Source organism: Pseudomonas salicis, assembly GCF_057128705.1.
In genome coordinates, this window is record NZ_JBSKHU010000010.1 from 24202 (window position 1) to 48255 (window position 24054).

General features: G+C 56.0%; 13 protein-coding genes. 4 read left to right on the forward strand and 9 right to left on the reverse strand.

Annotation, left to right across the window (positions count from 1 at the left end):
* The first annotated feature begins 319 nt into the window (after positions 1-319).
* Positions 320-3217 (forward strand): DUF4214 domain-containing protein, encoded by a 2898-nt coding sequence (locus ACWKWE_RS27995; RefSeq protein ID WP_483852376.1) that lies wholly within the window; start codon positions 320-322, stop codon positions 3215-3217.
* Positions 3218-3616: 399 nt separating this feature from the next.
* Here the strand turns inward: ACWKWE_RS27995 and ACWKWE_RS28000 are convergent, their stop codons facing one another.
* The 9 genes from ACWKWE_RS28000 to ACWKWE_RS28040 form a co-directional block, all read right to left on the reverse strand.
* Entirely contained in the window at positions 3617-5365 is a 1749-nt protein-coding gene (locus ACWKWE_RS28000) for a DUF4214 domain-containing protein (RefSeq protein ID WP_483852377.1), read from the reverse strand.
* A 245-nt stretch (positions 5366-5610) separates the two neighbouring features.
* Positions 5611-7719, reverse strand: a complete 2109-nt coding sequence (locus ACWKWE_RS28005; RefSeq protein WP_483852378.1) for an acyltransferase family protein — start codon at positions 7717-7719, stop codon at positions 5611-5613.
* 208 nt (positions 7720-7927) lie between these two features.
* A complete protein-coding gene (locus ACWKWE_RS28010; protein ID WP_483852379.1) occupies positions 7928-11749 on the reverse strand; it encodes a glycosyltransferase in 3822 nt (1273 codons plus the stop codon).
* Positions 11742-12965 carry an ABC transporter ATP-binding protein gene (locus ACWKWE_RS28015; protein ID WP_483852380.1) on the reverse strand — a complete coding sequence of 408 codons (1224 nt, stop codon included), beginning with the start codon at positions 12963-12965 and terminating at the stop codon, positions 11742-11744. Before ACWKWE_RS28015 ends, ACWKWE_RS28010 begins: the two co-directional genes overlap by 8 nt.
* The gene (locus ACWKWE_RS28020; protein ID WP_483852381.1) at positions 12962-13756 is read right to left on the reverse strand and encodes an ABC transporter permease; all 795 of its coding nucleotides are present in this window, start codon (positions 13754-13756) and stop codon (positions 12962-12964) included. Before ACWKWE_RS28020 ends, ACWKWE_RS28015 begins: the two co-directional genes overlap by 4 nt.
* A 158-nt stretch (positions 13757-13914) precedes the next feature.
* A complete protein-coding gene (gene gmd / locus ACWKWE_RS28025) occupies positions 13915-14961 on the reverse strand; it encodes a GDP-mannose 4,6-dehydratase (protein WP_483852382.1) in 1047 nt (348 codons plus the stop codon).
* Positions 14958-16343: a TolC family outer membrane protein gene (locus ACWKWE_RS28030; RefSeq protein ID WP_483852451.1), complete on the reverse strand. Its 1386-nt coding sequence runs from the start codon at positions 16341-16343 to the stop codon at positions 14958-14960. Before ACWKWE_RS28030 ends, gmd begins: the two co-directional genes overlap by 4 nt.
* A gap of 23 nt (positions 16344-16366) precedes the next feature.
* A complete protein-coding gene (locus tag ACWKWE_RS28035) occupies positions 16367-17692 on the reverse strand; it encodes an HlyD family type I secretion periplasmic adaptor subunit (protein WP_483852383.1) in 1326 nt (441 codons plus the stop codon).
* A 15-nt stretch (positions 17693-17707) separates the two neighbouring features.
* On the reverse strand, positions 17708-19447 hold the full coding sequence (locus ACWKWE_RS28040; protein WP_483852384.1) for a type I secretion system permease/ATPase: 1740 nt from the start codon (positions 19445-19447) through the stop codon (positions 17708-17710).
* Positions 19448-20097: 650 nt separating this feature from the next.
* Between ACWKWE_RS28040 and ACWKWE_RS28045 the strand changes: the two genes are divergently transcribed.
* From ACWKWE_RS28045 to ACWKWE_RS28055, 3 genes are all read left to right on the forward strand, one after another.
* Positions 20098-21078, forward strand: coding sequence for a glycosyltransferase family 2 protein (locus ACWKWE_RS28045; RefSeq protein WP_483852385.1), 981 nt, complete (start codon positions 20098-20100; stop codon positions 21076-21078).
* Between the two features lie 3 nt (positions 21079-21081).
* Positions 21082-21804 carry a class I SAM-dependent methyltransferase gene (locus tag ACWKWE_RS28050; protein ID WP_483852386.1) on the forward strand — a complete coding sequence of 241 codons (723 nt, stop codon included), beginning with the start codon at positions 21082-21084 and terminating at the stop codon, positions 21802-21804.
* A gap of 108 nt (positions 21805-21912) precedes the next feature.
* Positions 21913-24030, forward strand: a complete 2118-nt coding sequence (locus ACWKWE_RS28055) for a DUF6311 domain-containing protein (protein WP_483852387.1) — start codon at positions 21913-21915, stop codon at positions 24028-24030.
* The last annotated feature ends 24 nt before the right edge of the window (positions 24031-24054 follow it).

The window sequence follows — 24054 nt, forward strand, 5'->3', positions numbered from 1 at the left end:
CGTTTTGATTTTTTTCATTAGCTTCCGAGATTAGCGTATGAAAAGTAGTTGATATAACTTGTCGGATTAAATTATTAAGCCTTCCGCACAAAACTTTCTGCCCAAATCATCAACAGCCAAATTTCAGAAAATATCCTATGGACCATCCTCTGAACTGGAGCCGCATTTAGCTTGAGAGACGGCGGTCACATGGCTGAATAGTTGGAGGCGGCTGGGGTTGAACGGTGTCTTGTCAGTCCGTGTATTTAGTGGATACCCATCACAAAATGAAGTGATAGCGCTCTGACATGCCGATGTTGCTATCTACCCCATCAGGCAGGTGGCACTATGCCGGCTCATACCAGCCTTCAGGGAAGTCGTCATGTCTGATCTCGATTCGCAGCAGTTGGTTACGTCGCTTTACGTCGCAGTCTTTGGCAGGGCACCGGACACAGCAGGACTAACATTCTGGGCTAACCAAATCGACGGCGGCCTGCCGTTCACCAATGTGATTTCGGGTTTTCTGCAAAGCCATGAAGGGACAGTCATTTATGGCGCCGCAGTCAGCGACTCCGATTTCTTCCAGCACTTCTATGCCACGGTGCTGAATCGCTTGCCCGACCCTACCGGTCAGGGCTTCTGGGAGACCCGGCTCTCCGATCTTGGCAGCCGCCAGGGTCTGATTCAGGAAATGCTGCAATCGATTTTCAACGCGGGCAGCGATGACCACCAGTTGCTGCTGAACAAAATTGAGGTGGGTCTGGCGTTTTCCACGTCCGCCCAGGCCAATGATCCTGAGCGCGCCAAAAGCGTTTTGAGCTATGTAACGTCGGACCCGGCGTCCGTCAATGCTGTAAAGGCCATCATCACGGCATGGGACAACACGACTCCCGTTGCGCCTCAAAAAGTGTTCAATCTGACAACGGGCGCCGACACTTTTTCTCCGACAGCAGAGACCCCGTCGCACCGCACCTCGGCTGCCGACGAGCAGTTCGTCGCCTTACCGGCCACGCTTGGCTCTAATGACACTATCGACGGCGGTGCAGGCAACGACACCCTTGAGATCACAACGGGCGCCCCGATTGGGATCTTTACGATTCTCGACGTGGAAACCGTTAAGCCGACGTTGACCAACGTTGAAAACGTGATTGTTCACGCCAATGGGTATGCGGCTCTAGACCTTTCTGACTCTTCGGGCATCACTCGTCTTGAAGTGAGCAAAGGTTTCTCCGGTGTCGATTTCTACGGCGTCGGCTCGATCAATAACCTGAGTGTGAAAGACCAAAACTCAGCGCTGACGACGCTCCATGACGCCACCGCTTCTTCTTTCAATCTAACGGCGATCAACGCAGGGTATCTGCCATATTCGCCCGCTTGGTCGAAAGTCGCGTTCACCGACTCAACAACCGAAACGTTGAACATCACGACGACAGGTTCTGGCTTGGTGATCCAACAGTCGGAAAACCTTTCAAGCGTGTCGATTGCGGCAACAGGCAACAACGCAGTCGATCTGTCGACCGATGGCACGTTGTCCATTGTTCAGGTGACAGGCGCCGGGGCGGTCGATCTGCTTGTGCATGCCTCCCTCACTTCCACAGCGAATATCGCGCTCGGAGCGGGTAACGACACGCTGGAATTGTTCACAGCCATCGTTCCGGGAAACCAACTGACGGTTTCCGGTGGCGAAGGAACGGACACGCTTCAAACCTCTGCTGCGAATTACGCGGCCCTGCAAACGATTTCAGGCTTTGAGGTGGTTTCATTCACTGACACCCTGCAAGACGGCGCCACTCTAGATGCGTCCAAAGCCGGCAGTAGCAATAGCTTCATTGCAGGTGCAGGCATTGCGAGCGGCGGGACGGCGCAAGTGACAGGTTTGGCCGCTGATGCCACGGTAACTATTGCAGGTCTCAACACCGCCGGTGGCATCCCGTCCCAGGCGCAGCGTAATTTGGTCGAGCTCGGCAATTCCTTTTCGAATGTCTCAGGCAACTTCCATGTATCAATCACGGTAGAGGGGCATACCATTGAAGCGAGCGGAAGCTCGAATCAGAGTCTGGTCACTGCGCTGATCGATAAGATTAATAGTGACAGCGCATTGAGCCAGATCGTTACGGCTACCCCGTTGCAGTTCGACCTTGCCGGCTTCAACCTGACTGCGAACGCACCAAACGCCCCGTTTGATGTACAAGTTAACGGCAATGTTGACGGCACTGGCGATGACTTAACAATGAGCGCCGGGATGATCAGAGTCCCTGCCGTCGCCAATCTCGGAACGCCAGGCACGTTGCAGGTGAGCCAAGCGGTGGATACCGGTAACGACTCTCTCACCATCGTGCTCAACAACACGCTGCACGACAACCGTGATGATGAACAAACCGTATTTGGTCTGGCGAACGCCGTCACGGCGCAAAACATTGAGCACGTTACGATCAAGAGCACGGTATATGTGCCAGAGTTCGTTAACCCTGACCCCACCAAAAACGATGTCGCACAGAACGTCTTGACCCTAAATGACGATGCTGTGAAAACGATCGTGGTGACCGGCGACCAGGCATTCAGCCTTAAAACACAGAGTACCCAGACGGCCCTGACCTCCATTGACGCTTCGGCCAACAAGGCGGGCATTGTGATCGACGCGTCGGAGCAAACCAATGCGCTGACCATTAAAGGCTCTGCAACTGTTGCCAACACGCTAACGGGCGGAAGCGCCAAGGACACAATCGTCGGAGGTACGGGTGACGATGTGATCAACGGAGGCGGTGGCGCAGACATCCTGACGGGCGGCGGCGGTAATGACACCTTCGTTTTCGCTGATGTGTCAGCTACACGGTCAAACCTGCAGCTTACGGACAGCACGACCGCGAACATCGCCTCAATCACCGACTTCAACGCTGGCGATCACATCCAATTGGGGCAGAGCAACATGCCTTTCTTCAATGGCGCCCTCGTTGGTCGGGATACCGATATCAATGTCAGCGCTCATTCTGTGGCATCGGCGAATAACTTTGGCGAACTGTTTTCGGCACTGGACGCCGCGAACTTGACAGCGGCGTCCACGTTCTCGTTGGCACTCATCTATGACGTCACCGTGGCTGCCGGTTCTTTGAAAGGGCATTACGCGGTGGTGCTCGACGGCTCTGCAGGGTTGGGTTTGAGCGATTCGATCATTCAGCTTTCCGGCACCAAGACGTTGGTGAACACTGATTTCATTCATCTTGGTGAAGCGGTGGCATAACGCGTTCAGTGTTGCAGACGTTGTTCTTGGCAACATGATTCAGAAACCCGCCCCTTGAAGGCGGGTTTTTTATTGGCTATCCCGCGCCGTGTCTGCCATTGCATATGAGCTTAAGTCGATCTTGAAGCGATGGTGGGCGGTGCGGCAGGCTGCGATGTCAGACGCTGCGTCCAAGTCGGACTAGCGCTGAGGCAGGGGTATGAAAACGTAGACGGCGGCGAGCAACATCGTTTCGGGGGGCGATGTACTTTAAATGAGTGCGCCCGAACGGATGCCTAATGGTGACTGGTTTGGAAGAGGAAAGCTTTAGGCATTAAAAAACCCGCCTTTTGAGGGGCGGGTTTTTTGAGTCAACCGACGACGGGCCGAAGCCCACCGCAGTTATCCATCACGAGGCAATTAAGCTACGTGGGAGATAACACCGTTCGAAACGGTCAGGTCAGCAACGTTAACACCGGTCAGGGTGATAACAGCTGCGTCTGGCGAGGCTACTGCGGTTGCATCACCAGTAGCGGTGTGCGTAGTAGTGCTGCTGCCGTAAGCCTGAGTTTCCAGGACTACCAGAGTGTCAGCGCCTTTCTGAACCAGGAAGAACTCTGCCTTGTTGTTGTCGCCAGTCGACAGAGCGCCGCTGTTGTAGGTCAGGCCGCTGCCGATAACGATCGAATCGCCCGAACCGAAGGTAGCAACTGCGATGTCGTTGGTGGTAGCGATCTTCGAGCTGAAGAAGAACACATCTTTATGGTCAGCAGTGCCAGCGTCAGCAGTGGTGCCAACTGTGTGCAGAGTGATCTTGTCGGCGTTGTCAGTGTTGAACTTGGTGATCGCAGCCTGAGCATCAGTCGAAACTTTAGTCAGAGCGGTGTACTGATCAACGACAGCCTTGACAGCAACAACTTTGGCATCAGCAGTTTGTGCGTTAGCCAAAGTTTTGTTAGCCAGAACCAGGGCAGCTTCTGCGTCGATGTAGTCTTGACCAGTAGTACCAGCAGTCAGGTTGTCAGTAGCGGTATCCAGAGCAACTTGGGATTTGGCAGCTGCCAAGCCCAAGTCGCCAGCTTTAACAACAGCTGCACCGTAAGTGTCTACTTTGTTCAGCTCAGTAACCAGAGCGGCACGAGCGGTAGCACTGGAAGCCGGATCAGCCAAGAAAGCAGAGACTTTGGCAGCGGTGTCGAAAGCGTTGGCACCAGACACGCCAGCAGCTGTGGACAAAGTGGCATAGGTAACAGTGGAACCGGAGGCAGAAACCGAAGTGTTCAGGCCGGCTTGGGCCGAAGCGGTAGCAGCGGCATTTGCAGCGACAGCGGCGTCAGCAGCAGTGTCAACTGCTACAGCGTTATCGTATGCACTGACAACAGTAGCGCCGACGTCAGCGGTTGCTGCGTCTTTTGCTGTCTTCAGGTCAGCAGTGGCGTTGGTGACGTCAGCGTTCAGAGTAGCGATGGTTTTAGTGCCACCGTTAGCAGCCAAAGCACGGTCGTTTTGTGCAGCAGTCAGAGCAGCGCTAGCTTCGGCAGACGAAACGGAGCCATCTTTGTTAGTGTCCAGAGCAGCATTGGCAGTAGCAGCAGTTTTGCCGTAAGCAACCAGAGCATCTTGAGCAGCAGCGAAAGCGTTGATCAGGCCGAGTGCTGGAACTTGACCTGGCAGAGTACCACCAGAGATCGCAGCCAGCGCATCGTTAACCGAAGCGGAAGTGCCGTCGACCTTAGCAATAACCTGAGTACCGGCTTGAACGTTATAAGCGGCGCCAGCAGTGTCAGTGTAAGTCTGAGCTACGAAAGTTTTGTTGTTGATGGTGGCTTGGTCTTGAGTACCCAGGCTCTGGATCAACGAGGAAACGAAAGTGTCAGCCTTGACGCTACCGTTAGCGAACGAGGCAACCCAGAAAGCTTTACCGGCTGCGTCTGCAGTACGGCCCAGTACGTTGGTGTAGACAGCATCGACCAGAGCGTCGGTGGTCAGGCCAGCGTATTTCGAGGTGTATTCGGTAGCCAGAGTCAGGCCAGTAGCTACGGACGCGATGGTCGCGGTGCCGGTAGCGATTGCATTCGACCAGAAGTCCAGACCCGCTTTATCAGCTGCGCGGCCCAGGTAGGAAACGTACAGCTGTTGTACCGCGGTGATTTGAGCTTGAGTTGCCATTTTCGGTATTTCTCCAATTTTTTTAGTCGAATCGACAAACAGACTTGGGTAGTGCGGACCCGTCGGTCCCAGTCTGATTGCCGCACCCCTAGTCAGGGAGCGGCCCCTTCGTGGGTAACGTTAAGCCAAGTGCTCTTGACCAATCCGTACGTATTCCATTTGGACTGGCCAATTGGCATAAAGCTCGGCAATCCTACACATCTTTCCTACAAGGGAACAAGATAAATCTGACGTAAATGTATCACTCATCTTACGCCGAGATTTTGACCCTGACTCCCTTCAGTGCTGACCATGCGACTTTCAAGGAATTCCGTGAAATCTTTCAAAAGCAGCAGGTTGCCATCACCGCTCAGGTGGTCCCCGTCAAGAAAAAGTGGCTTGCCGTCGCGAAAGGCCTGGCAGTCATCTTCTTGACACAAAACCGGGAACGGGTCCCACAAAGATGAATGCGGAAGTTGCCGAACTATATCTTTCAAAGAACGCAAAACAGGTTGACGGAAACGGTTCAAAGTCACTTGGGAAACACTAAACCCGGGTTTACAAATCGGGTTATTTTGATTGAACCAATCCGCACATCTAAATGGCGGCGATTTAAAAATCGGCTTGGGTCCTTCAAAAATAATCGACACCCCCATGTCGGAAAATTCCTTCAGCTCATGAACCGCTGTCGTCACTGCTCGTCTACGACGCGCGTAGCCTTTTGCACCCAGCATTTCCTTATCGGCAACGGCTTCGCCCGATCCAGTCCACTGGTCGGAAAACCGCGTCAGCCGTAGCGATGGCAAAAACAGGATGTCGCCAGGCTTGATGCGCGAGCGCAGGTCACGCAGGGTGATTTCCTGGAAGTGAGGGCACACCGGGTTCTCGAACTCGCGCCACGGTTGCAGGCTCACGTAGGGGCAACCGCCATTGTTATAAACAACGATCAACGTCGATTTTCGCAGGGCGTATTGCTTGAACATCCGCTCATAGGCCATGGCGTGGGAATCGCCGATGACATAAATAGTCTGGGGATTAACGGCTCTTTCCGGCTGGCAACCGTGAGGCTTGAACACCAGTTGTAGCGTGCCTTCTACGTTGTGGTATTCAGGGTCAGCGATGCAGCCGGGATGATCAGGATCGGTAGATGGCCCGTCTGGATACCAGTCGTAATGATGCTGAGTGACGGTACTGAGCGAGATACGCGGCTGGTCATCGACGATCTTTCCGGCCAGCCACCAGCCACCTCCGATAACGCCAACACCCAATACCACGACGACGATCTGCGGCATCCGCCGCAGGAATCGGGCGTGGCGCATGGGGTTTTCGATGAAACGGTAGGACAGCCACGCCAAGGCAAACGTCAGCAGGACAGCGACTATCCGCAGCACCGCCGTATCAAGGCCCACCGTCCAACGGAACAGCACAAAGACAACCCAGTGCCAGAGGTACAGCGAATATGAAATCCGCCCCACGGCTACCAGTAATGGATGCCCGAGCAGTGCATGCAGCCGAACGAGGTTGTCGTGCCGGTGCAGGCAATAAATGACGCCGACCGTGCCCAGAACTGCAGGCAGTGCGCCCGGGAACGGGAAATGTGCGGGAGAGGTAAAGCCTAACGCGCCCAGTAATAGTAGAAGCGATAGCAGGCCAAACACGCCCCGCCTCCGGCCAGTGCTCTGAACGGGCTCACCCTGCTGGGTCAATTGGAACAATAAAACGCCGGCGGCAAGCTCCCAAAAGCGGCTGGGGCTCAGGAAATAGGCATCAATCGGGCTGGCCTGACTCTGCCAATGAGCGAAGACCAACGAAGCGATGCCCCCCGCCACGAACAACAGAATCGACAGAGCACGGCCCTTGCGCCCGAAAAACCAGGCCATGAATAGCAGCGGGAACACCAGATAGAACTGCTCTTCGACTGCCAGCGACCATGTGTGGGTGTAGGGGTTGAACTCGGTCGTAGGGGCGAAATAGTCGCGGCCCGTCTGCGCCAGGATGAGGTTGCTGAATCCAAAAAACGCGTAGAGCCCCACTCTCTGGTTGACGTCGCTCAACCAGGAACCGGGAACGAATAGCGCCGTGAAGTACGCCGTAACCAGCAGGCAGACGATCAGCGCCGGGAAGATGCGCTTGATCCGGCGCGCATAGAAATAGGCGAAGAAGTGGAACGGATTGCGGCCTTGATAGCTGGCAACCGAGGCGCTGACCACGAATCCTGAAATGACGAAGAAGACGTCGACCCCAACAAAACCGCCCGGCAACCAAGCGCCATGGAGGTGGAATACCAGTACCGCCAGAACTGCCAGCGCACGTAGGCCGTCGATGTAAGGGAAATACGGCGAGCGTCTTACAGACGACAACATCTCTGCACTCATTCAGGGGCCCTCAATAAAGTGGAGCACCCTACTCACCTTCCTGCAGGCAAACAAGATACAGACGACAAGTAGTGAGGATTTTTCCTACCGACGGCAGGGAACAATTCAGACCATGGCGCACGGCCATGCAGAGCGGGATTTTTAGAAGGAGAAGCGCAGTGACACCGGGGCGGTGGATCGCTCAAAGCGTCCCCCGCCCTGGGTTTTATCAAGCCTTTGGCGTAGTGACCGGTTCGTCGATCAACAGGGCTTGCAGATCATTTGCGCTCTGACGCCACGTCAGCCATGGCATTCCGGACGAAGAGGGGGTGAATCCTGCCGAAACCCATTCACTGATCGCCGATGCCAACTCATTGGGCTCTCGCGCCGAAAAGAATGCAGCGTGATCGCCAGCGACCTCACGGAATACCGGGATGTCACGCGCAAGGACAGGAAGCCCCTTCTGCGCCGACTCGATCAACGGAAGCCCGAAGCCCTCGTCGTCCGACGCCGCGAGCAGACCATTGACGTTCAGGTACACCTGCTCCAAGAATTCGTCGCTGATACCGCTGAGCCAAAACAGACGGCGGTCTTTTTCAGGGTGCTCGGCGAGGCGCGACAGCAACTGGGGAATCGAACGCTGCTGATCGAGCGGCAAGTCCTGCCACCCTGCCCGCCCCACGATGACGAGATTGACGTCAACGCCGGTATTCCAAAGCTCCGTAAACGCATCGATGGCCTGGAGGTAACCTTTGCGAGGTTCCAGCGTGCCGACCATCAATACGCTTGGGCGACTTTGAAGGCTTTTCAGAATACTTGCAGCGTCGTCTGGCAACCCGGTGGTCGGCGCTGTGTGAGACAGATCTGCACCCAGGTGAAAGTGCTTGATCGACAAGACGTCTGCACGATCTGGCTGATTAGCGCGCAGCCACACTTTCATTTCATTGGCGACAGTGGCCGAAATGCACACCACCCCCTCGAACTGCGCAACGCTGCTCAACCAATCGGCGAAGTAGGTGTTGGCTTTCGGCGGGAAGAACTGGGGGTGCGTCACAGGCAGCAGATCGAACACGACCGCTCGACAGTCCACGCCATGGGCTTGCATGCGCGTGAAAACACCGGCCTGACTGGCGAGCACCAAGGCTTGCCCCGAAACATCCAGTGTCAGCAATCGATCACCAGCGGCGTAATCGATGCCCTGATCGGCCAGTTCTTTACTTAGGCCCAGCAAACCGGCCGTGTAGGCGGTCGCATAGCGGTAGTGCCATTGGCCATCGGCGTGAGTCAGGTAAACCGGCTCGACGCGATAACCGGCGGGAGGCTGCTCCAGCAGGGCAAGCGTCAACGCTCGCGCCACTCGCTCGATACCGGTGTGACGGTCCACCTGGCAAGTGGCGGTGATATCCAGCAGCAACTGCCGCGGCTTGTACGGATCAGGTTGCCCTTGAAGCAGCTCATCGGACAGGGCGAGCAATGCTTGTTTGAACAGCTTGACCTGCGCCTCATCCGCATCGTCGGCAAGTGCGCGGGTGGAATCCGGAAGCTGCGCCAGGTGCTCACGCAGGCGGGCATCTTCATGCTGGTCACGCTCACGTGTCCGGGTAATGGCCGCGTGGTACAAGCCAGCGCAATATTCCGGACCGTGCTGGCGCTCGATGACGTCGCGCCCGCGCTTGCCCAACGAGGCACGTGCGTCGGGGTCGCGCCACAGGGTTTCGATGGCGGCGGTCAACGCTGAAGTCTCGAACTCATCGTCGATGCGATACACCGCTTCTTCCGGCAAGTCCGCCATGCTGCCATTGGCGTTGACGATGCAAGGCAAGCTGTAATTCATGCAGTCGAGCACAGTGGCGGAGGTTTCACCGCGTGAAAACGCTCTCAACTGAACGGCCAGATCGGCGGCCGCCAGGTACTGCTTGAACATGAGGGTGTCCGCCCAGCCGGTCACCCGTACCCGAGCGCCCAAACCGCTGTCCGCGATGGCTTTGAGCAGGTCGCGGCAGTACGGGGTGTCGCCAGCGACGCCGACGAAGACCAGCAGACAATTCGGCTCGCGGGCCAATTCTGACGCAAGCCACGCCTGCAACAGACGATCATTCAGTTTCGTGGTGCCGAGCAAACCAAAGCTGCAGATCAGAAATGCATCTTCTGGAATGCCGAGCGCTTCGCGTACAGCAGCGCGCGGCTGATCCGTGGCGAACTCACGCAGCAGCGGTACGAGTGACCAGTCTTTGGCGGCGTCTTTGCCGTACCATTCCTGGGCCAGGCGCTGGGAAACCTCAGAGTGCACAATGACGCCGCGAGCACGTTCGAGCAGCAAGCGGTTGACCGGGTAATCGAATGCGGTGGCTTCGGAGAGCGGGTCGACCATCGCAGGATAGCCATGGCCGTAATACAAGGTTTGCAGGGTCAGACGATGGCTATTCGCTCGCGCGCTCATCGTGCGATTCAGATCGCTGACGAAGAAGTCATGCAACACGATGATGCCCGGCACGTCTTCCATCAGCTCGATCATGAAGCTGTGATAAGTGGAGTTGCCGATGTGGTAAAGCACAGCGTCGAACTCGTCCGCATGCGCCCTCAACCATTCGGCGTCGTGCAATTGGCGATGTTCGTTGATCCACGGGTTATCGACGATGGGCTGTTCGACAATCAGGTCGATACGGTAGTAAGCCGCCAACGCGGGCAGCAGCTCGGCACTGTAGTCGGCGATCCCCGAACGCTCCGGAGGCAAGGGCGACACGAAGGCGAGCCGTGGTAGTAATCCACTGCGATCAGGTTTTGGAATGGCGTCGGAGCGCAACAAATTCCACAACCTACGCTGGAGATACTCGACACGCGGCGAATAGTTGGACAGTGGATCAGGGGTCGGCTTCAGCGCTGCGACGGCGCGCTCAATGCTCTGCTGGTATTCCCGCAGCCGGCGTTCCAGCCACGGTACACGGTTGACGACTGCTTTGAGGGCGCCCATGAATCGAGGTTTGGTTTTCAGGTAACGTAAAGTTCCTTCAAGCGGCTTGAGCGCCATACGCTTGCGAAAGCCAGGGTCCTTGATCAGCCGGACCACCCCGCGCAAAGGACGCGTGATGCGCCACGATGAGCTGCTGTAAATCGCCAACAACTGCTGCTCGTAATTCCAGCTACGGTGCAAGCTTTCGGCGTAATGGGCGTCTATCTCACTCAACTGCCGATGATGTTCGTGGCTCATCGATTCAAGACGATCATTGAAACGCTGAATCTGATCGGAGAGCTCATGCCCGATTTGCTCCGACCGTTCACGGACGCGCGCGATGCCCGTATTGACGCCCTGATCGAAGCGGCTGGCCAGCGTCTCAAGCTTGAGTCCGTACTCTCGCGAAAACAGATCCGCAAAGGCATCCGGCTCACCATCGACAGGCACTGTATTACGGGCAATGACCGCGTAATCGGGGCTGACGTGAAACAGCACATTCACCAGCCCGATAGGGGCGTGCGGGTCATGCAAATCCGCATGTTCTTGCAGGCGAAGAATCTTGGTGCGCGGGAAGCCGCTGAACTCGCACAGGAACTCCAGGAACGGCGGAGGCAATGGCCGCTCATGGGTCGGGTCCAGGTAGAAGTCACTGGTGCCCACCGACACGTTTTCGCTGTTCGGCGTTTCCAGAATCAGCAGGCCCTTTGGCGACAGAACGCGCTGGGCTTCGCGCAGCATCGCGCGCAAATAGTCGAACGTCACGTGCTCGACCACATGAAACGAGGAGATCAGATCGAGACTGTCATCGGGCAACACCTGGAGTGCAGCAAGCGCATCGAGGTTTTCAGCGTTGAGCCCACGCTCATGGCAGGCTTCGAGCATTGAGTCATCAAGGTCCACACCGCGTGCCTGAAAACCTTCTTCCTCCAGTAGCAGCAACCATTCCCCACGGCCACAACCGACATCCAGCGCCTTGGGTTGCGAGACGTCTTGAAGCAGCGCTTTCAAGAACGGCCGGTACACCTCAAGCCTTTGGCGAATGACGGTTTGCGAAGAGCGAAATCTCTCTTCGAGTTGGCGATAAAAATCATCACTCATGGTTACGACGACTCTCCAGTTGGGCGCCTAGCCAAGACACCCCGATGAATTCACTGTGGCTGCGATTGACGACTTCAAACAGAACGGCCCGCTCTTGCCAGGCATAGTTGCTTTCGACATGACCGGCATGTCCGTGCAGAGCGATGGTGATCGAATAGGTGCCAGGCCCCAGATTGACGGGAAACGAGAACGACCACGACAGATCACTCTCTGCCTCGATGTCATAGCAAACCTGATCAAGATGGCGGGTATTGGTCCCGAAGACGTCCTGACCGTAGCGATCCTTGATCAAAAAGCCCAACACGAGATCGGGCAGTTGCGCGCGAATGCGAGCGTCGACGCGCAGTGTCAGTTTCTGGCCAACGTCCACCACTTCGATGGATTGATTGTGCTCATCCAGCAATTGAAAACGTGTAAACGAAGCAGACCCGGTTCCCGAAAGCAACGCTCCGCTGCGCTCGGGATTGTTGATGATCTGCTGATCCTGATGCGCCGCCAGCAAAGCGTTGTAGTAGTCCATGACAGCGTCCGGCTCCCCTTCCATCGCCACAGTGCCGTGGGACAGGAGAATGGCGCGGTTACAGATACTCTGGATCGCCTGCTTGTCATGACTGACCAGAAGCAGGGTCGTGCCTTCCCGAGTAAATTGCCGGATTCGATCAAAGCTTTTGTGCTGAAAGTAAGCATCGCCGACGGAAAGTGCTTCGTCGACAATCAATATTTCGGGCCGCTGCGCTGTCGCAACTGCGAAGGCCAGGCGCGCCTGCATGCCACTGGAGTAAACCCTGACAGGGTGCTCGAAATAGTCGCCGATCTCAGAAAAGCTGTGGACGTCATCAATGAACCCGTCGATCTGCTTCTGGGTGAAGCCCATCAAGCCCGCAACGTGATACACGTTTTGCCGCCCAGTCAGGTCCGGGTGAAAACCCATGCCCAGTTCGAGAATCGCGGATACTCGACCATTGATGTGCACTTTGCCCGTGGTCGGGTGCAGGGTGCCCGTGATGATCTTGAGCAGCGTGCTTTTACCTGCGCCGTTCAGACCGATCAGGCCGACTGCTTCGCCAGGACGCAGGGCGAAATTGATGTCCTTGAGGACCCATTTACGTTCGACCGACGCCGACGCAATCCCGAACCACGCCAACAAACGTTGGCTTTCACGGGCGTATTTATTGAAGGCTTTACCGATGCCTTCGACGCTCAATGCCGCTGTCATAAGACGTCCACCACTTCATCGATTGCGCGGTGATAGAGGAAAGCCGCGAACACCAAGGCCACGACAGCGAAGATCGCCGGGTACACCAACACCGAGAAATCAGGCGCATTGCCGTAGACCAGAACGCTTTGATAGCCCTGCACTACGCCCGTCATCGGGTTGAAATGCAGCCACTGACGGTATTGCTCGGGAACCACGTCCACGTTGTAGACGACCGGCGTCAGCCAGAAGCCGAACTGCAGAACGATGGTGACGATCTGGCCAATGTCCCGAAAAAACACATTCAACAAGCCGAGGGCTAAACCGACGCCCAGCGCCAGCGCCATGAGCAGCCCGGTGAGCACAGGCAACCAAAGCAGCTGGATGTTGGGGATGTGGCCCAGGAAAGCGAAAATGACGAGCACGGAGAGCAACAAAACAAAATTGTTCAGCAAGGCACTGCCGCACACGATGGCGGGAAGCGCCATTCGCGGAAACACCATTTTCTTCAACAGATTGCCGTGCTCGATGAACACGTTGAGGCAGCGGGTCACCACTTCCTGAAATAACGTCCAGGCCAGAATGCCGGCAGTGAGATAAATGGGATAGGCGTACGCACTGTTGAGGCCTGGCAATTTGGCGGCCATGACCAGCGAAAGCACAAAGGCGTAGATGACGACCTGAGCCAAGGGAAAGAGGACGATCCACATCAACCCCAGACGGCTGCGCACTACGCGAGTGACGAATTCATTGCGAATGGAGTTTCTGATGAAGTGTCGGGCTTGCCAGAGCTCGTGAAGAGAGTTACTCAATCAGAGGGTTCCTGTCAGAGACCATCCAGGGGACGGCATAAAGAGAAAACCCAGCCCCCTGGTCGGCGGTACGAAAAGGACGGCACGGGGTTAACGGATAAAACGACACGACCCGAGCTGGTGAAGCTCGGGTCGCAAAAGAAAAGCGGCAACGTCACTTAGAAGGAATAACCGCTCTTGTTACGCTTGAGGTCGGCATCGACCATCAGCTGACACAGTTGTTCGAGCGTGGTCTTGGCTTCCCAGCCCAGTACGCGCTTGGCTTTTTCCGGGTCGCCGATCAGCAGTTCGACTTCGGCTGGACGGTAGAACTTGGGGTTGACCTGAATGACGGTCTTGCCGGTCTTGGTGTCGATGCCGTGTTCGTTGTCAGCGCTGCCTTTCCATTCCAGCTCGATGTCCACGGCCTTGAACGCCATGGACACGAAGTCACGGACAGTCTCGGTGCGGTTGGTGGCCAGAACGAAGGTGTCCGGCTCGTCGGCTTGCAGCATGCGCCACATACCTTCGACGTATTCCTTGGCGAAACCCCAGTCGCGCTTGGCGTCCATGTTGCCCAACTCAAGCACGTCCTGCTGGCCCAGCGATATACGGGCAACGGCGTCGGTGATCTTGCGGGTCACGAACTCTTTACCGCGCAGTGGCGATTCGTGGTTGAACAGGATGCCGCTGGAACCGAAGATCCCGTAGGACTCACGGTAGTTGATGGTCATCCAGTGAGCGTAGAGCTTGGCCACGCCGTACGGGCTGCGCGGGTAGAAATCGGTGGCTTCGGTCTGAGGGACCTGTTGCACCTTGCCGAACATCTCGGAAGTCGAGGCCTGATAGAAGCGGATCTTCGGGTTAACGATGCGGATCGCTTCCAGCAGGTTCACCGCGCCGATGCCGGTGATTTCTGCGGTGGTGACCGGTTGTTCGAAGGACACGCCCACGAAGCTCTGGGCCGCCAGGTTATAGATCTCGGAGGGTTCTGCTTTTTGCAGCAGACGGATGCTTGCACCCAGGTCAGTCAGATCGTGCTCGACCAGCTCCAGGTTCGGGTGGTTCAACGCGCCTACTTCTTCAAGGCGCCAAAAGTTGACAGAGCTGGTGCGACGGTAGGTGCCGTAGACCTTGTAGCCCTTGCCGAGTAACAGTTCGGTGAGATAAGCACCGTCCTGCCCAGTGATGCCGGTGATAATGACGGATTTGATAGGTGCATTCATTGCTTGATGTTCCGGTCGGGGACAGTGTCCGTTTTACTGTTGTTACTCAACCACACGTTGACGCTCTCTACGCTTTCTTCGGAAAGCTTTCCGGCCCAACGATTGAGGATGAACAGGTTAGTAATGAAGTCGTATTGCGTCTTCAAGAGATCACGACGAGCCTTGAACTCGTTCTGTGTCGCCGTCAGCACGTCCACGGCATTCACTACACCATAGGCAAAGGCCTTTTCTGCCGCAACGGTTGATTGCTCAGCGGAAGCCAATGCGTTGCGATTGGCGCGTATTTTTTCGACGCTGGAGTCCGCGGTCAAGTAAGCATTTGTGGTTTCTTTGACGACTTGACGCCGCGTCGCCTCCAATTGCAGTTCTGCCGAGACCTGCTCCTGGTAAAGACCACGCGTTCGGGCCGAGGTCGATCCACCACTGTAAATCGGCACCGACAACGCCAACCCGGCTACATAACTGTCCGTCTGAGGCGCCAGTGCGTTGTTATAGCCTTCGTTCGTTTGCTGGACGCTGAGGTTGGCCGTCAACGTCGGATAGTGTCCGCCTTTACCACCGCGAACACCGGCCTCGGCCGCTTCGACCGCGTTTTGGTTCGCCTTGATGGACGGGTTGTCGACCTGAGCCAGCTCTACCCATTTCTCAAGACTCTGATCTGACACCTTCAGGCTCACGTCGTCACGAACCCGGCTGAGTTTTTCTTTGACAGGGCGACCAACGATCTCCGAAAGCGCTGCCCGGCTAAGACTGACCTGGTTTTTGGCATCGACTTCCTGGGCAACGAGAGAGTCCACCCGCGCCTGGATATCGAGCTTATCCGTAATCATTGCAAGACGTTTCGCATAGAGCGCATTGACGCGATCAAGGTTTTTCTGAGTGGCACGCAGCTCGGCCTGAACGAGTTCCAGCTCGTCGTCAGCGGCCAACGCCGCGAAGTACCGTTGAGCCAGGTCCACGGTCGCTTCGGCCTGAGCCTCGTCACCTTCATAGATAGACTGCTTGGTCAGGCTCTTGTACTTCTGATAGTTCTCCCAGGTCGCCTTGTTATAGATCACCTGGCTCAGACCGACGCTGTAGTTCTCGCTGTTGTACGACTGGCGAATGAGCTCGTTGGTCTGGTGAATCCGGTTGCGCCCGGCGTTTGCGCTGATCTGTGGCAAGAGTGAGCCGAACGCTTCACGTTCATGCTCTTTTCCAGCCTCGGCGCGGGCATAGGCGGCTAGCACGCGAGGATCTTCCAGACGGGACTCACGATACAGCTGAGTCAAGTCGGCGGAGTAACCCTTGGCACTGACGCCCGCAGGGCTTTCCGGTTTCGTGGGTTCTGCGGTTTTGGGCTCTGCCGCGTGCGCTTGCACGGCCAACACTCCCAACATCATCAGGCATGGAGACAGGCGCACGGTCACTCCTCAATCATCGATTGAGCGATGGCGTTACGCGCTGGTTGCATGATGTATTGCAGCATGGTGCGCTTGCCCGTGTTGATCAATACATCCGCTGGCATACCTGGCAGCAGTTTGCGATCTCCCAATTTGTGCTCCCCCTCCTTGGTCACTTCCACACGCGCCAGGTAATAAGGAAGGCCGGTTTTCTCATCCGTCAAACGGTCAGCCGAGACCTGCGTTACGACGCCGTCGATTGGAGGCGTGGTCGCACTATTGAAGGCGCTGAACCGAATATTGGCTGATTTACCGATGGCGATTCGGTCAATGTCCACAGGCTGGACATGGGCTTCGACCACAAGCTCAGAGACCGAAGGCACGATATCCAGCAGCGGAGTGCCAGGGCGAACGACACCCCCGATCGTGTGGACTGTCATGCCGATGACCATACCGTCATCCGGCGAGCGAATGATGACGCGGCTCAAACGATCTTCAAGTGCAGCCGTACGCTCCTGCAGGTCATAGGCCTTCGTCTGCACTTCGGCCAATTGCTTGACGACGTCAGAATTGAAGTCTTTGTTGATCTGCAAAATTTGCAGTTGGGTTTCGTTGATCTGCAGCTTGGTCTTGGTGATGGTTGAGGAGTGATCCGCCACTTCCGACTTCAACATGTCGAGCTTGCGTTGCTGTTCGAGCATGCGCTGCTTGTCGACGAAGCCCTGCTCCAGAAGCTCCTTGAGCTCACCGATTTCGCCGGTGTAGGACTTCTCGAGGTTGACCTTGGTCCCGATCATCGAATCGGTGCCTTTGATCTGCTGGTTGAGCTGACCGATACGCTCCTGAAGCACCGACACCTCACCCAGGCGAGCCCCACGTCGCGCGTTGAAAACTCGGGTTTCACTGTCCCGGGCTTCCTGTCCACGTGGGGTGCTGGCGGGCAACAGCTCGCCAAAATCGATGCTGCTCTTATCATCCCGCTCGGCACGCAAACGCGCTTCCATGGCTTTGGCGGCGATCAACTGGCTGCGCGTGGTTTCGTACTCGGCCTTGAGCTGAGAGTCATCGAGCACGATGATCGGGTCGCCCTTTTTCACGATGTCACCATCATGAGCGAGGACATCTTTAACGATGCCGCCCTCAAGATGCTGAACGGTCTTGCGATAGGTTTGTACGGTCACTACGCCCGGCGAATAGGCAGCACTGTCCAACGGAGCGAAAGCAGCCCATGAGCCGAACACCCCGAAAGTGATGAACACGATCCAAAAACCAACGCGGCGGCTTTTAGTGTCGGAAACAGGAACACCGTCGAAGATATCGGCGGTCGTTGCGATGGAATGCTGAGTCATCTACGTTTTTTCCTGTCAGACGCGGCTGGGCGCTGCGTCTGACGCAACCTGGGCTGTTTTCTGTTGTGCGGCGAGATGTTGAGCATTGAGCTCAGCCATGACTTGTTCGCGAGGGCCGTACATGCTGATCGTACCGCCGGTCATGACCATCAGGCGATCAAGCTGCGAAAGGATGGTCGTGCGATGAGTGATCACGAAGATAGTCGAGCCACTCATTTTCATGTGCATGATCGCCTGCGCCAAAGCCTGTTCGCCGTTGTCGTCGAGGTTGGAGTTCGGCTCGTCCAGAATGATCAACCGTGGCGCGCCATAGATCGCACGGGCCAGGCCGATTCGCTGACGCTGCCCACCGGAAAGGTTCACGCCTTCGCTTCCGATGACCGTGTCGTAACCTTCAGGCAGGAGCAGGATCATTTCGTGAACGCCCGCAACGCGAGCGGCCCTGATGACCTCGTCAGCATTCACGTCAGCGAAGCGCGCAATGTTTTCGCTGATGCTGCCCTCGAACAGCTCGATATCCTGAGGCAAATACCCGACGTAAGGACCCAGCAGGTTTTTATCCCAGTTGGCGATGTCGGCGCCGTCGAGGCGCACCACACCATGCTGAGGCTGCCAGATGCCCATCAGCGCCCGAGCGAGTGTCGACTTGCCCGACGCGCTCGGCCCGATAATGCCGACCACGCTGCCAGCGGGCACGGAAAAACCGATGCCTTTAATGATGGGAGACTTGGAGCCTGGGGCAGCGATCACCAGATTTTCGACCAGAATGTTGCCTTGAGGAGCCGGAAGTTTCATCCGCTCTGCCTCGGCATTTTGCTTATCCAGGATTTCGTTGAGCCGCGCGTACTGTGAGCGCGCACTGATGAACCCCTTCCAACTGCCGATGATCAAGTCCAGGGGAGCCAATGCTCGACCCAACAACACGGAGCCCGCGATCACCAAACCTGCGTTGATTTCGTGGTTAACGGCGAGGTACGCACCGAGACCCAGAATCAGCGACTGGGCGAGCATGCGGAAGGTCTTGGAAATGTTGGCCATCAGGCCGCCCTTGTCGCTGGCGATCGACTGCAGGACCAGCACCTTTCTCTGACGCAACGCCCAGCGATCGATCAACGTGTTGAGCATCCCCATGGACTCAATCACTTCCGCATTTCGCAAGTTCTTGTTGGTGTACAGACTCGCAGCGATGTTTTCCTTGTTCGCGGCAGCAAGCGTGGTGCCGGTCAGGCGTTCGTTGAGAACGGCGAATATAAGAAGGACGATTGCACAGCCGATTGCCATCCAGCCGTACCAAGGGTGGAACAAGAACATCACCGCAATGTAAATCGGCAGCCAAGGAGCATCGAAAAAGGCGAAAAGACCATTGCCGGTCATGAACTGGCGCAAGCCGGTCAAATCGTTCAAGGCTTGAGCAGACGAATCCATGCCCCCACTCTCCAATGCCCGCTTGAAGCTGGCACGGTAGAGGTCACGACTCAGGGCAATATCCAGCTTGCTGCTTACACGCACCATGATGCGTGAACGAACGAGCTCAAGGGCCCCCATCGTTATCATCAGACCAACCATGATTATGGTCAGCAGAACCAGCGTTGAAATGCTTCCGCTAGTCACCACCCGCCCATATACCTGAAGCATATAGAAGGTAGGTACCAGCATCAGGGCGTTAATGAAGAGGCTGAAAAAGCCTACAGATATGAAACTGCCCTTACAGGCTTTCAACGCAGCCTGCAAGCTATTTTCATGTGTGCTGCGCATAAGCCATTACTGCCAATATGGTGTCGGAAAAGCGCGGGAGTATAGCACCACGTACCGAGTGACAAATGAAAAAGCGTTTAATCGATACGCGCCACCGAAGCGGCTGCGCGTAAGACAATTCTGAATTTCAGCTGACGCTTGGACGTGAGCGCCAAGCTTGGATAGAGTCGCTGCTGCCGTAACGGTCGGTGAAGTCGGGATACGTCGGATCAGACGCCCCTGGACAAATCTGAAACTCATCGTGCGCACTAAATGCCTCTGCAAATCGTCAAGGAAGCGGCATTGTTACTGCCTGCCACGTTCCAGCAAGCTCTTTGCCATGGCGTGAGAAAAAAGCCGGAAACCGACGAAGTGCAGACACGACTGTCCCCATCCTTTATTCACATACGGATTCTGAACGATGCCCATTAAACGGGCTTATAGCGGAAGCAAGGTGAAGTGGCAGGTTCGATACCTGGGGCGCCAATAACCCGACGCGTTCCGAGTGGTTTGGCCATGAAGGAGAAGCAAAACCATGTTACGGTTGCGCATTTACTGGCGTCTGACGCCCATCTCTCATTGTGATCGGTGGGTGAACTCATCGTCATCGGCTAAATGGCTGGCTGAGCGCCTGCATCTTTTGACGACGTCCCTTACACGTGGAACAAAAATTGACCTTACTCGACAGTGCGGAAGCCACCGCCCCCCTCACCCCTCTGCTCAAGCTTTCACTGGTCATCCCCGTATTCAACGAAGCTGAGACCATCCAGCTCTTCGTCGAGGCTGTCGATGCGGTATTCGCCCGCGCTCCGGATGTCGGGCTTGAAATGGTCTTCATCAACGATGGCAGTACCGACGCCACGCTCGAACAATTGCTTGAAGCGCAGGCGGGGGATTCGCGCGTTCGCATTGTTGACTTGAGCCGCAACTTTGGCAAAGAAGCCGCTCTGACCGCGGGACTTGAAGCTGCAACGGGCCAAGTGATCGTCCCTATTGACGTTGATCTTCAAGATCCGCCCGAGTTGATTCTGGACATGATCGCCAAATGGCGAGAGGGCTATGAGGTTGTACTTGCGAAGCGCGCCAACCGAGACTCGGACACGTGGGCCAAACGTGCCTCGGCGAGTTGGTTTTACCGCCTGCACAACAAAATGGCCGATCCTCAGTTGCCCGAAAATGTGGGCGATTTCCGCCTGATGGACCGGTGTGTGATCGATGCCCTCAAGGCTTTACCCGAATCTCGCAGATTCATGAAAGGACTCTTCGCATGGGTGGGTTTCCGCACCACTGTCGTTGAATACACTCGCCTGGAGAGAGTGGCGGGGGAATCAAAATTCAACGGTTGGCGATTGTGGAACTTTGCACTGGAGGGGGTGACCAGCTTCAGCACCGATCCCCTGCGAATCTGGACCTACCTCGGGGTGGCGGTTTCTTTCCTGTCATTTCTCTTTGCCGCTTATATCGGCTTGCGGGTCGTGATACACGGGACTGATGTGCCGGGTTACGCGTCGCTCATCGTCGCAGTTACGTTCCTGGGCGGTCTTCAACTGATGGGCATTGGTGTGATCGGCGAATACCTGGGCCGAACTTATCTGGAATCCAAACGCCGCCCGGTCTATCTGGTGCGCCGTATCTATGATCCAAAGGACTGATCAATGGACCTCAAAGAAACCGAAATTCTTGGCAGCGACATCGACACTCACTGGTATTACAGCTCTAAAGCGAAGGCCGTCAGTCGCACCTTGGGGGGTGAGTCGTATGCGACCATTCTGGATGTAGGGGCCGGCTCCGGTTTTTTTTCGAGATATCTGCTGAATACCACCGACGCTCAGAAAGCGTGGTGCGTCGATATCAGCTACGAGGCGGACAGCGACGCGCTGGAGTCGGGCAAGCACGTCCATTATCGTCGCGACATCAGCGAGGTGAACGCGGACCTGGTGATGCTGATGGACGTACTGGAGCACGTAGATGACGACGAAGGGCTCCTCCAGGCTTACGTCGACAAAGTCCCGGTCGGCAGCCGGTTCCTCATCACTGTGCCGGCCTTTCAGTTCCTGTGGAGCGGGCACGATGACTTTCTTGAACACAAGCGACGCTACACGCTGAAGCAGCTTGAAGCCGTCGTTCGGCGAACGGGCCTGACTATTGATAAGGGCTTTTATTTCTTCGGGGGCGTCTTTCCAATTGCAACCACCGTGCGCTGCCTGCAGAACGTCACGCAAAAATCCCAACCAGCACAATCCCAGCTCGCCAAGCACAGCCCGGTCGTGAACTCGTTTCTCAAGGCGCTATGCAATGTCGAGCTCCCCTTCGTGGGGATAAACCGGTTCGCAGGTCTTAGCGTTTTTTGCCTTGCGCAAAAAAGAGCGCTGTCCTGACCATCCCCCAGCATGAACAGGCAACCCAACCGTATTGAGGCCTTATTGGCCTCATTCGTTGGCTTCGCATAGAGCCGCGCCATCGCAGCGTTATAACCGGACAGACTTGTGAACTCAGTTAAACCCAACTTCTCGCCGTGGTCTTTTCTGCCATTTCTGCTAGGCCTGATTGTCTTCATCGTGATCACAGGCGGCTCGATACTCTGGCCTCAAAACACTGACTGGCTGATGGACGGTGACCCGGCAACACACTGGCTGGGCTGGCAATTTTTCCGCCAGACTCCGTTGTTCCAATGGCCGATGGGTGCCAACTATGCTTACGGAATGGAGATCGGCAGTTCGATAGTCTTCTCGGACTCGATTCCCATCATGGCGTTTATCTTCAAGCCATTCAGTGCGTGGCTTCCTGTAACGTTCCAATACATCGGCATTTGGGTGCTGTTGTGTTTCATGTTGCAGACCTACTTTGCCTGGAAGCTACTTAGCCTGTTCACAGCTAATCGCTGGCTTGCGCTCGCTGGCAGCGCATTTTTTACGATTGCCCCCGTTTACATGGCGCGTTTGGGTATGCATTACGCGCTCTTTGGCCAATGGGTAATCGTTGCTTCGCTCTACCTGTATTGTTCAAGACAGTTCTCGATTTTACGGTGGTTATCACTCCTGACCGTCGCGGCGTTGATTCACGCGTACCTGCTGGCAATGGTGCTCGCGATTTGGATCACCGACCTTGTCCAGCGCCGCTGGTCCAAACAGATTACATTCCTGAGAGCGTCAACGATTCTGCTCGGCGGTCTGGTGTTGGTAGCCGTGGTGATGTGGGGCACTGGCTACTTCATGCTCAAATCCGGCGTTCAGAGCGGAGGCTTTGGCTTCTATCGAATGAACCTGCTTTCGCTGATAGACCCGAACGGCGCCTGGTCAGTGATAATCCCGGACCTGCCCAACATGCCCGGTGATTATGAAGGCTTCAGTTTTCTTGGCGCCGGATTGATCCTGCTGTTAGCCATTGCCTTGGTGACTTTGGTCTTCAAGAAAACCCCTTGTGAAAAAGCGCGGTTCATCCCGCTCGCGACGCTCTGCGCGCTGCTAATGGTTTATGCCCTTTCTGACCATATCGCGATCGGCGCGAATGAGAGCTTCCAATACAGCCTCCCCGAATTGACCAAACGCATCACTGACACCTTCCGCGTGTCGGGACGATTTATCTGGCCTGTTTATTACGCCATTTACCTCGGCGTTCTCTACCTTATTTTCACCCATACCAAAGCGCGAAGTGCGATGTTGCTTTGCTGCGCTGCATTGGCGGTACAGGCCTTCGACTCTACGAAAGCAGTGCATAACCTGCGAACGGCACTGAACGAGCCGCCAAAGTGGGAATCCCCGCTGAAAGCACCCGCCTGGCAAATGCTGGGGACGCACTACAAAAAACTCCTCTATGTGTTGCCAGCGAATCAACTGAAGCCCTGGCTAACGCTTTCAGACTTTGCAGCCTCACATCAGATGGAGATCAACATTGGCTACTTCGCGCGCACCAACCCCGATGTTGAAAAGTCAGCGCGAGACTCGTTGATCGCCGCAATCGCAGAAAACAGGATGGACCCCGAGGCCGTTTACGTCTTCGAGAATGACTATCTCTGGGACCTGATCGGGAAACGCAGGAATGGGTCTGACCTCATGATGGTGCTGGACGGGTATCGGATACTCGCGCCCGGGCTGGGGGATTGCGATACCTGTGACCCAGCGTTGATCGATGGCCTGACGGGCACTGACGATCCAACATTCAACTACGCAGGCGGGGTCCTCTCTTTCGCTGCAAACGGCAACGCCACAGCTCACGAAGTGTTTGGCTGGGGCGGAGCGGAACCGTGGGGAACGTGGTCCAGCGGCAAGAGCGCAATGGTGCGCCTACACCTTCTGACGATCCCCAAAGGAGACTTGCAGCTCGTAATCAAAGGCCATGCTTTCGTCAATGACAAAGTGCCCTCTCAGACCGTACGGGTCATCGTCAACGGAGAAGCAGTAGGTGAAATCAAATACCTCAATGGCCAGGCAGCCGCCGCGCACTCACTGAAAATCCCCGCAGCACTGGCTCGCAAGACCCAAGGCAAATTAGCCATCAAGCTCAAATTCGATGATGCCGCTTCTCCCGCCTCACTGAACCTCTCACCCGACCCCAGGGTCTTGGCTTTGGGCGTCGAGTCGATGGAAATAATCGCCGGTCCTTGAATCAGATGTCGTCCTGCCGCGCTT

Bases quoted from the DNA above. Each gene is read 5' to 3' on its own strand.
- ACWKWE_RS28015 (WP_483852380.1), bottom strand. From the start codon at position 12,965: ATGACAGCGGCATTGAGCGTCGAAGGCATCGGTAAAGCCTTCAATAAA.
- ACWKWE_RS28030 (WP_483852451.1), bottom strand. From the start codon at position 16,343: ATGATGTTGGGAGTGTTGGCCGTGCAAGCGCACGCGGCAGAGCCCAAA.
- ACWKWE_RS28050 (WP_483852386.1), top strand. From the start codon at position 21,082: ATGGACCTCAAAGAAACCGAAATTCTTGGCAGCGACATCGACACTCAC.
- ACWKWE_RS28040 (WP_483852384.1), bottom strand. From the start codon at position 19,447: ATGCGCAGCACACATGAAAATAGCTTGCAGGCTGCGTTGAAAGCCTGT.
- ACWKWE_RS28005 (WP_483852378.1), bottom strand. From the start codon at position 7,719: ATGAGTGCAGAGATGTTGTCGTCTGTAAGACGCTCGCCGTATTTCCCT.
- ACWKWE_RS28035 (WP_483852383.1), bottom strand. From the start codon at position 17,692: ATGACTCAGCATTCCATCGCAACGACCGCCGATATCTTCGACGGTGTT.
- gmd (WP_483852382.1), bottom strand. From the start codon at position 14,961: ATGAATGCACCTATCAAATCCGTCATTATCACCGGCATCACTGGGCAG.
- ACWKWE_RS28010 (WP_483852379.1), bottom strand. From the start codon at position 11,749: ATGAGTGATGATTTTTATCGCCAACTCGAAGAGAGATTTCGCTCTTCG.
- ACWKWE_RS28000 (WP_483852377.1), bottom strand. From the start codon at position 5,365: ATGGCAACTCAAGCTCAAATCACCGCGGTACAACAGCTGTACGTTTCC.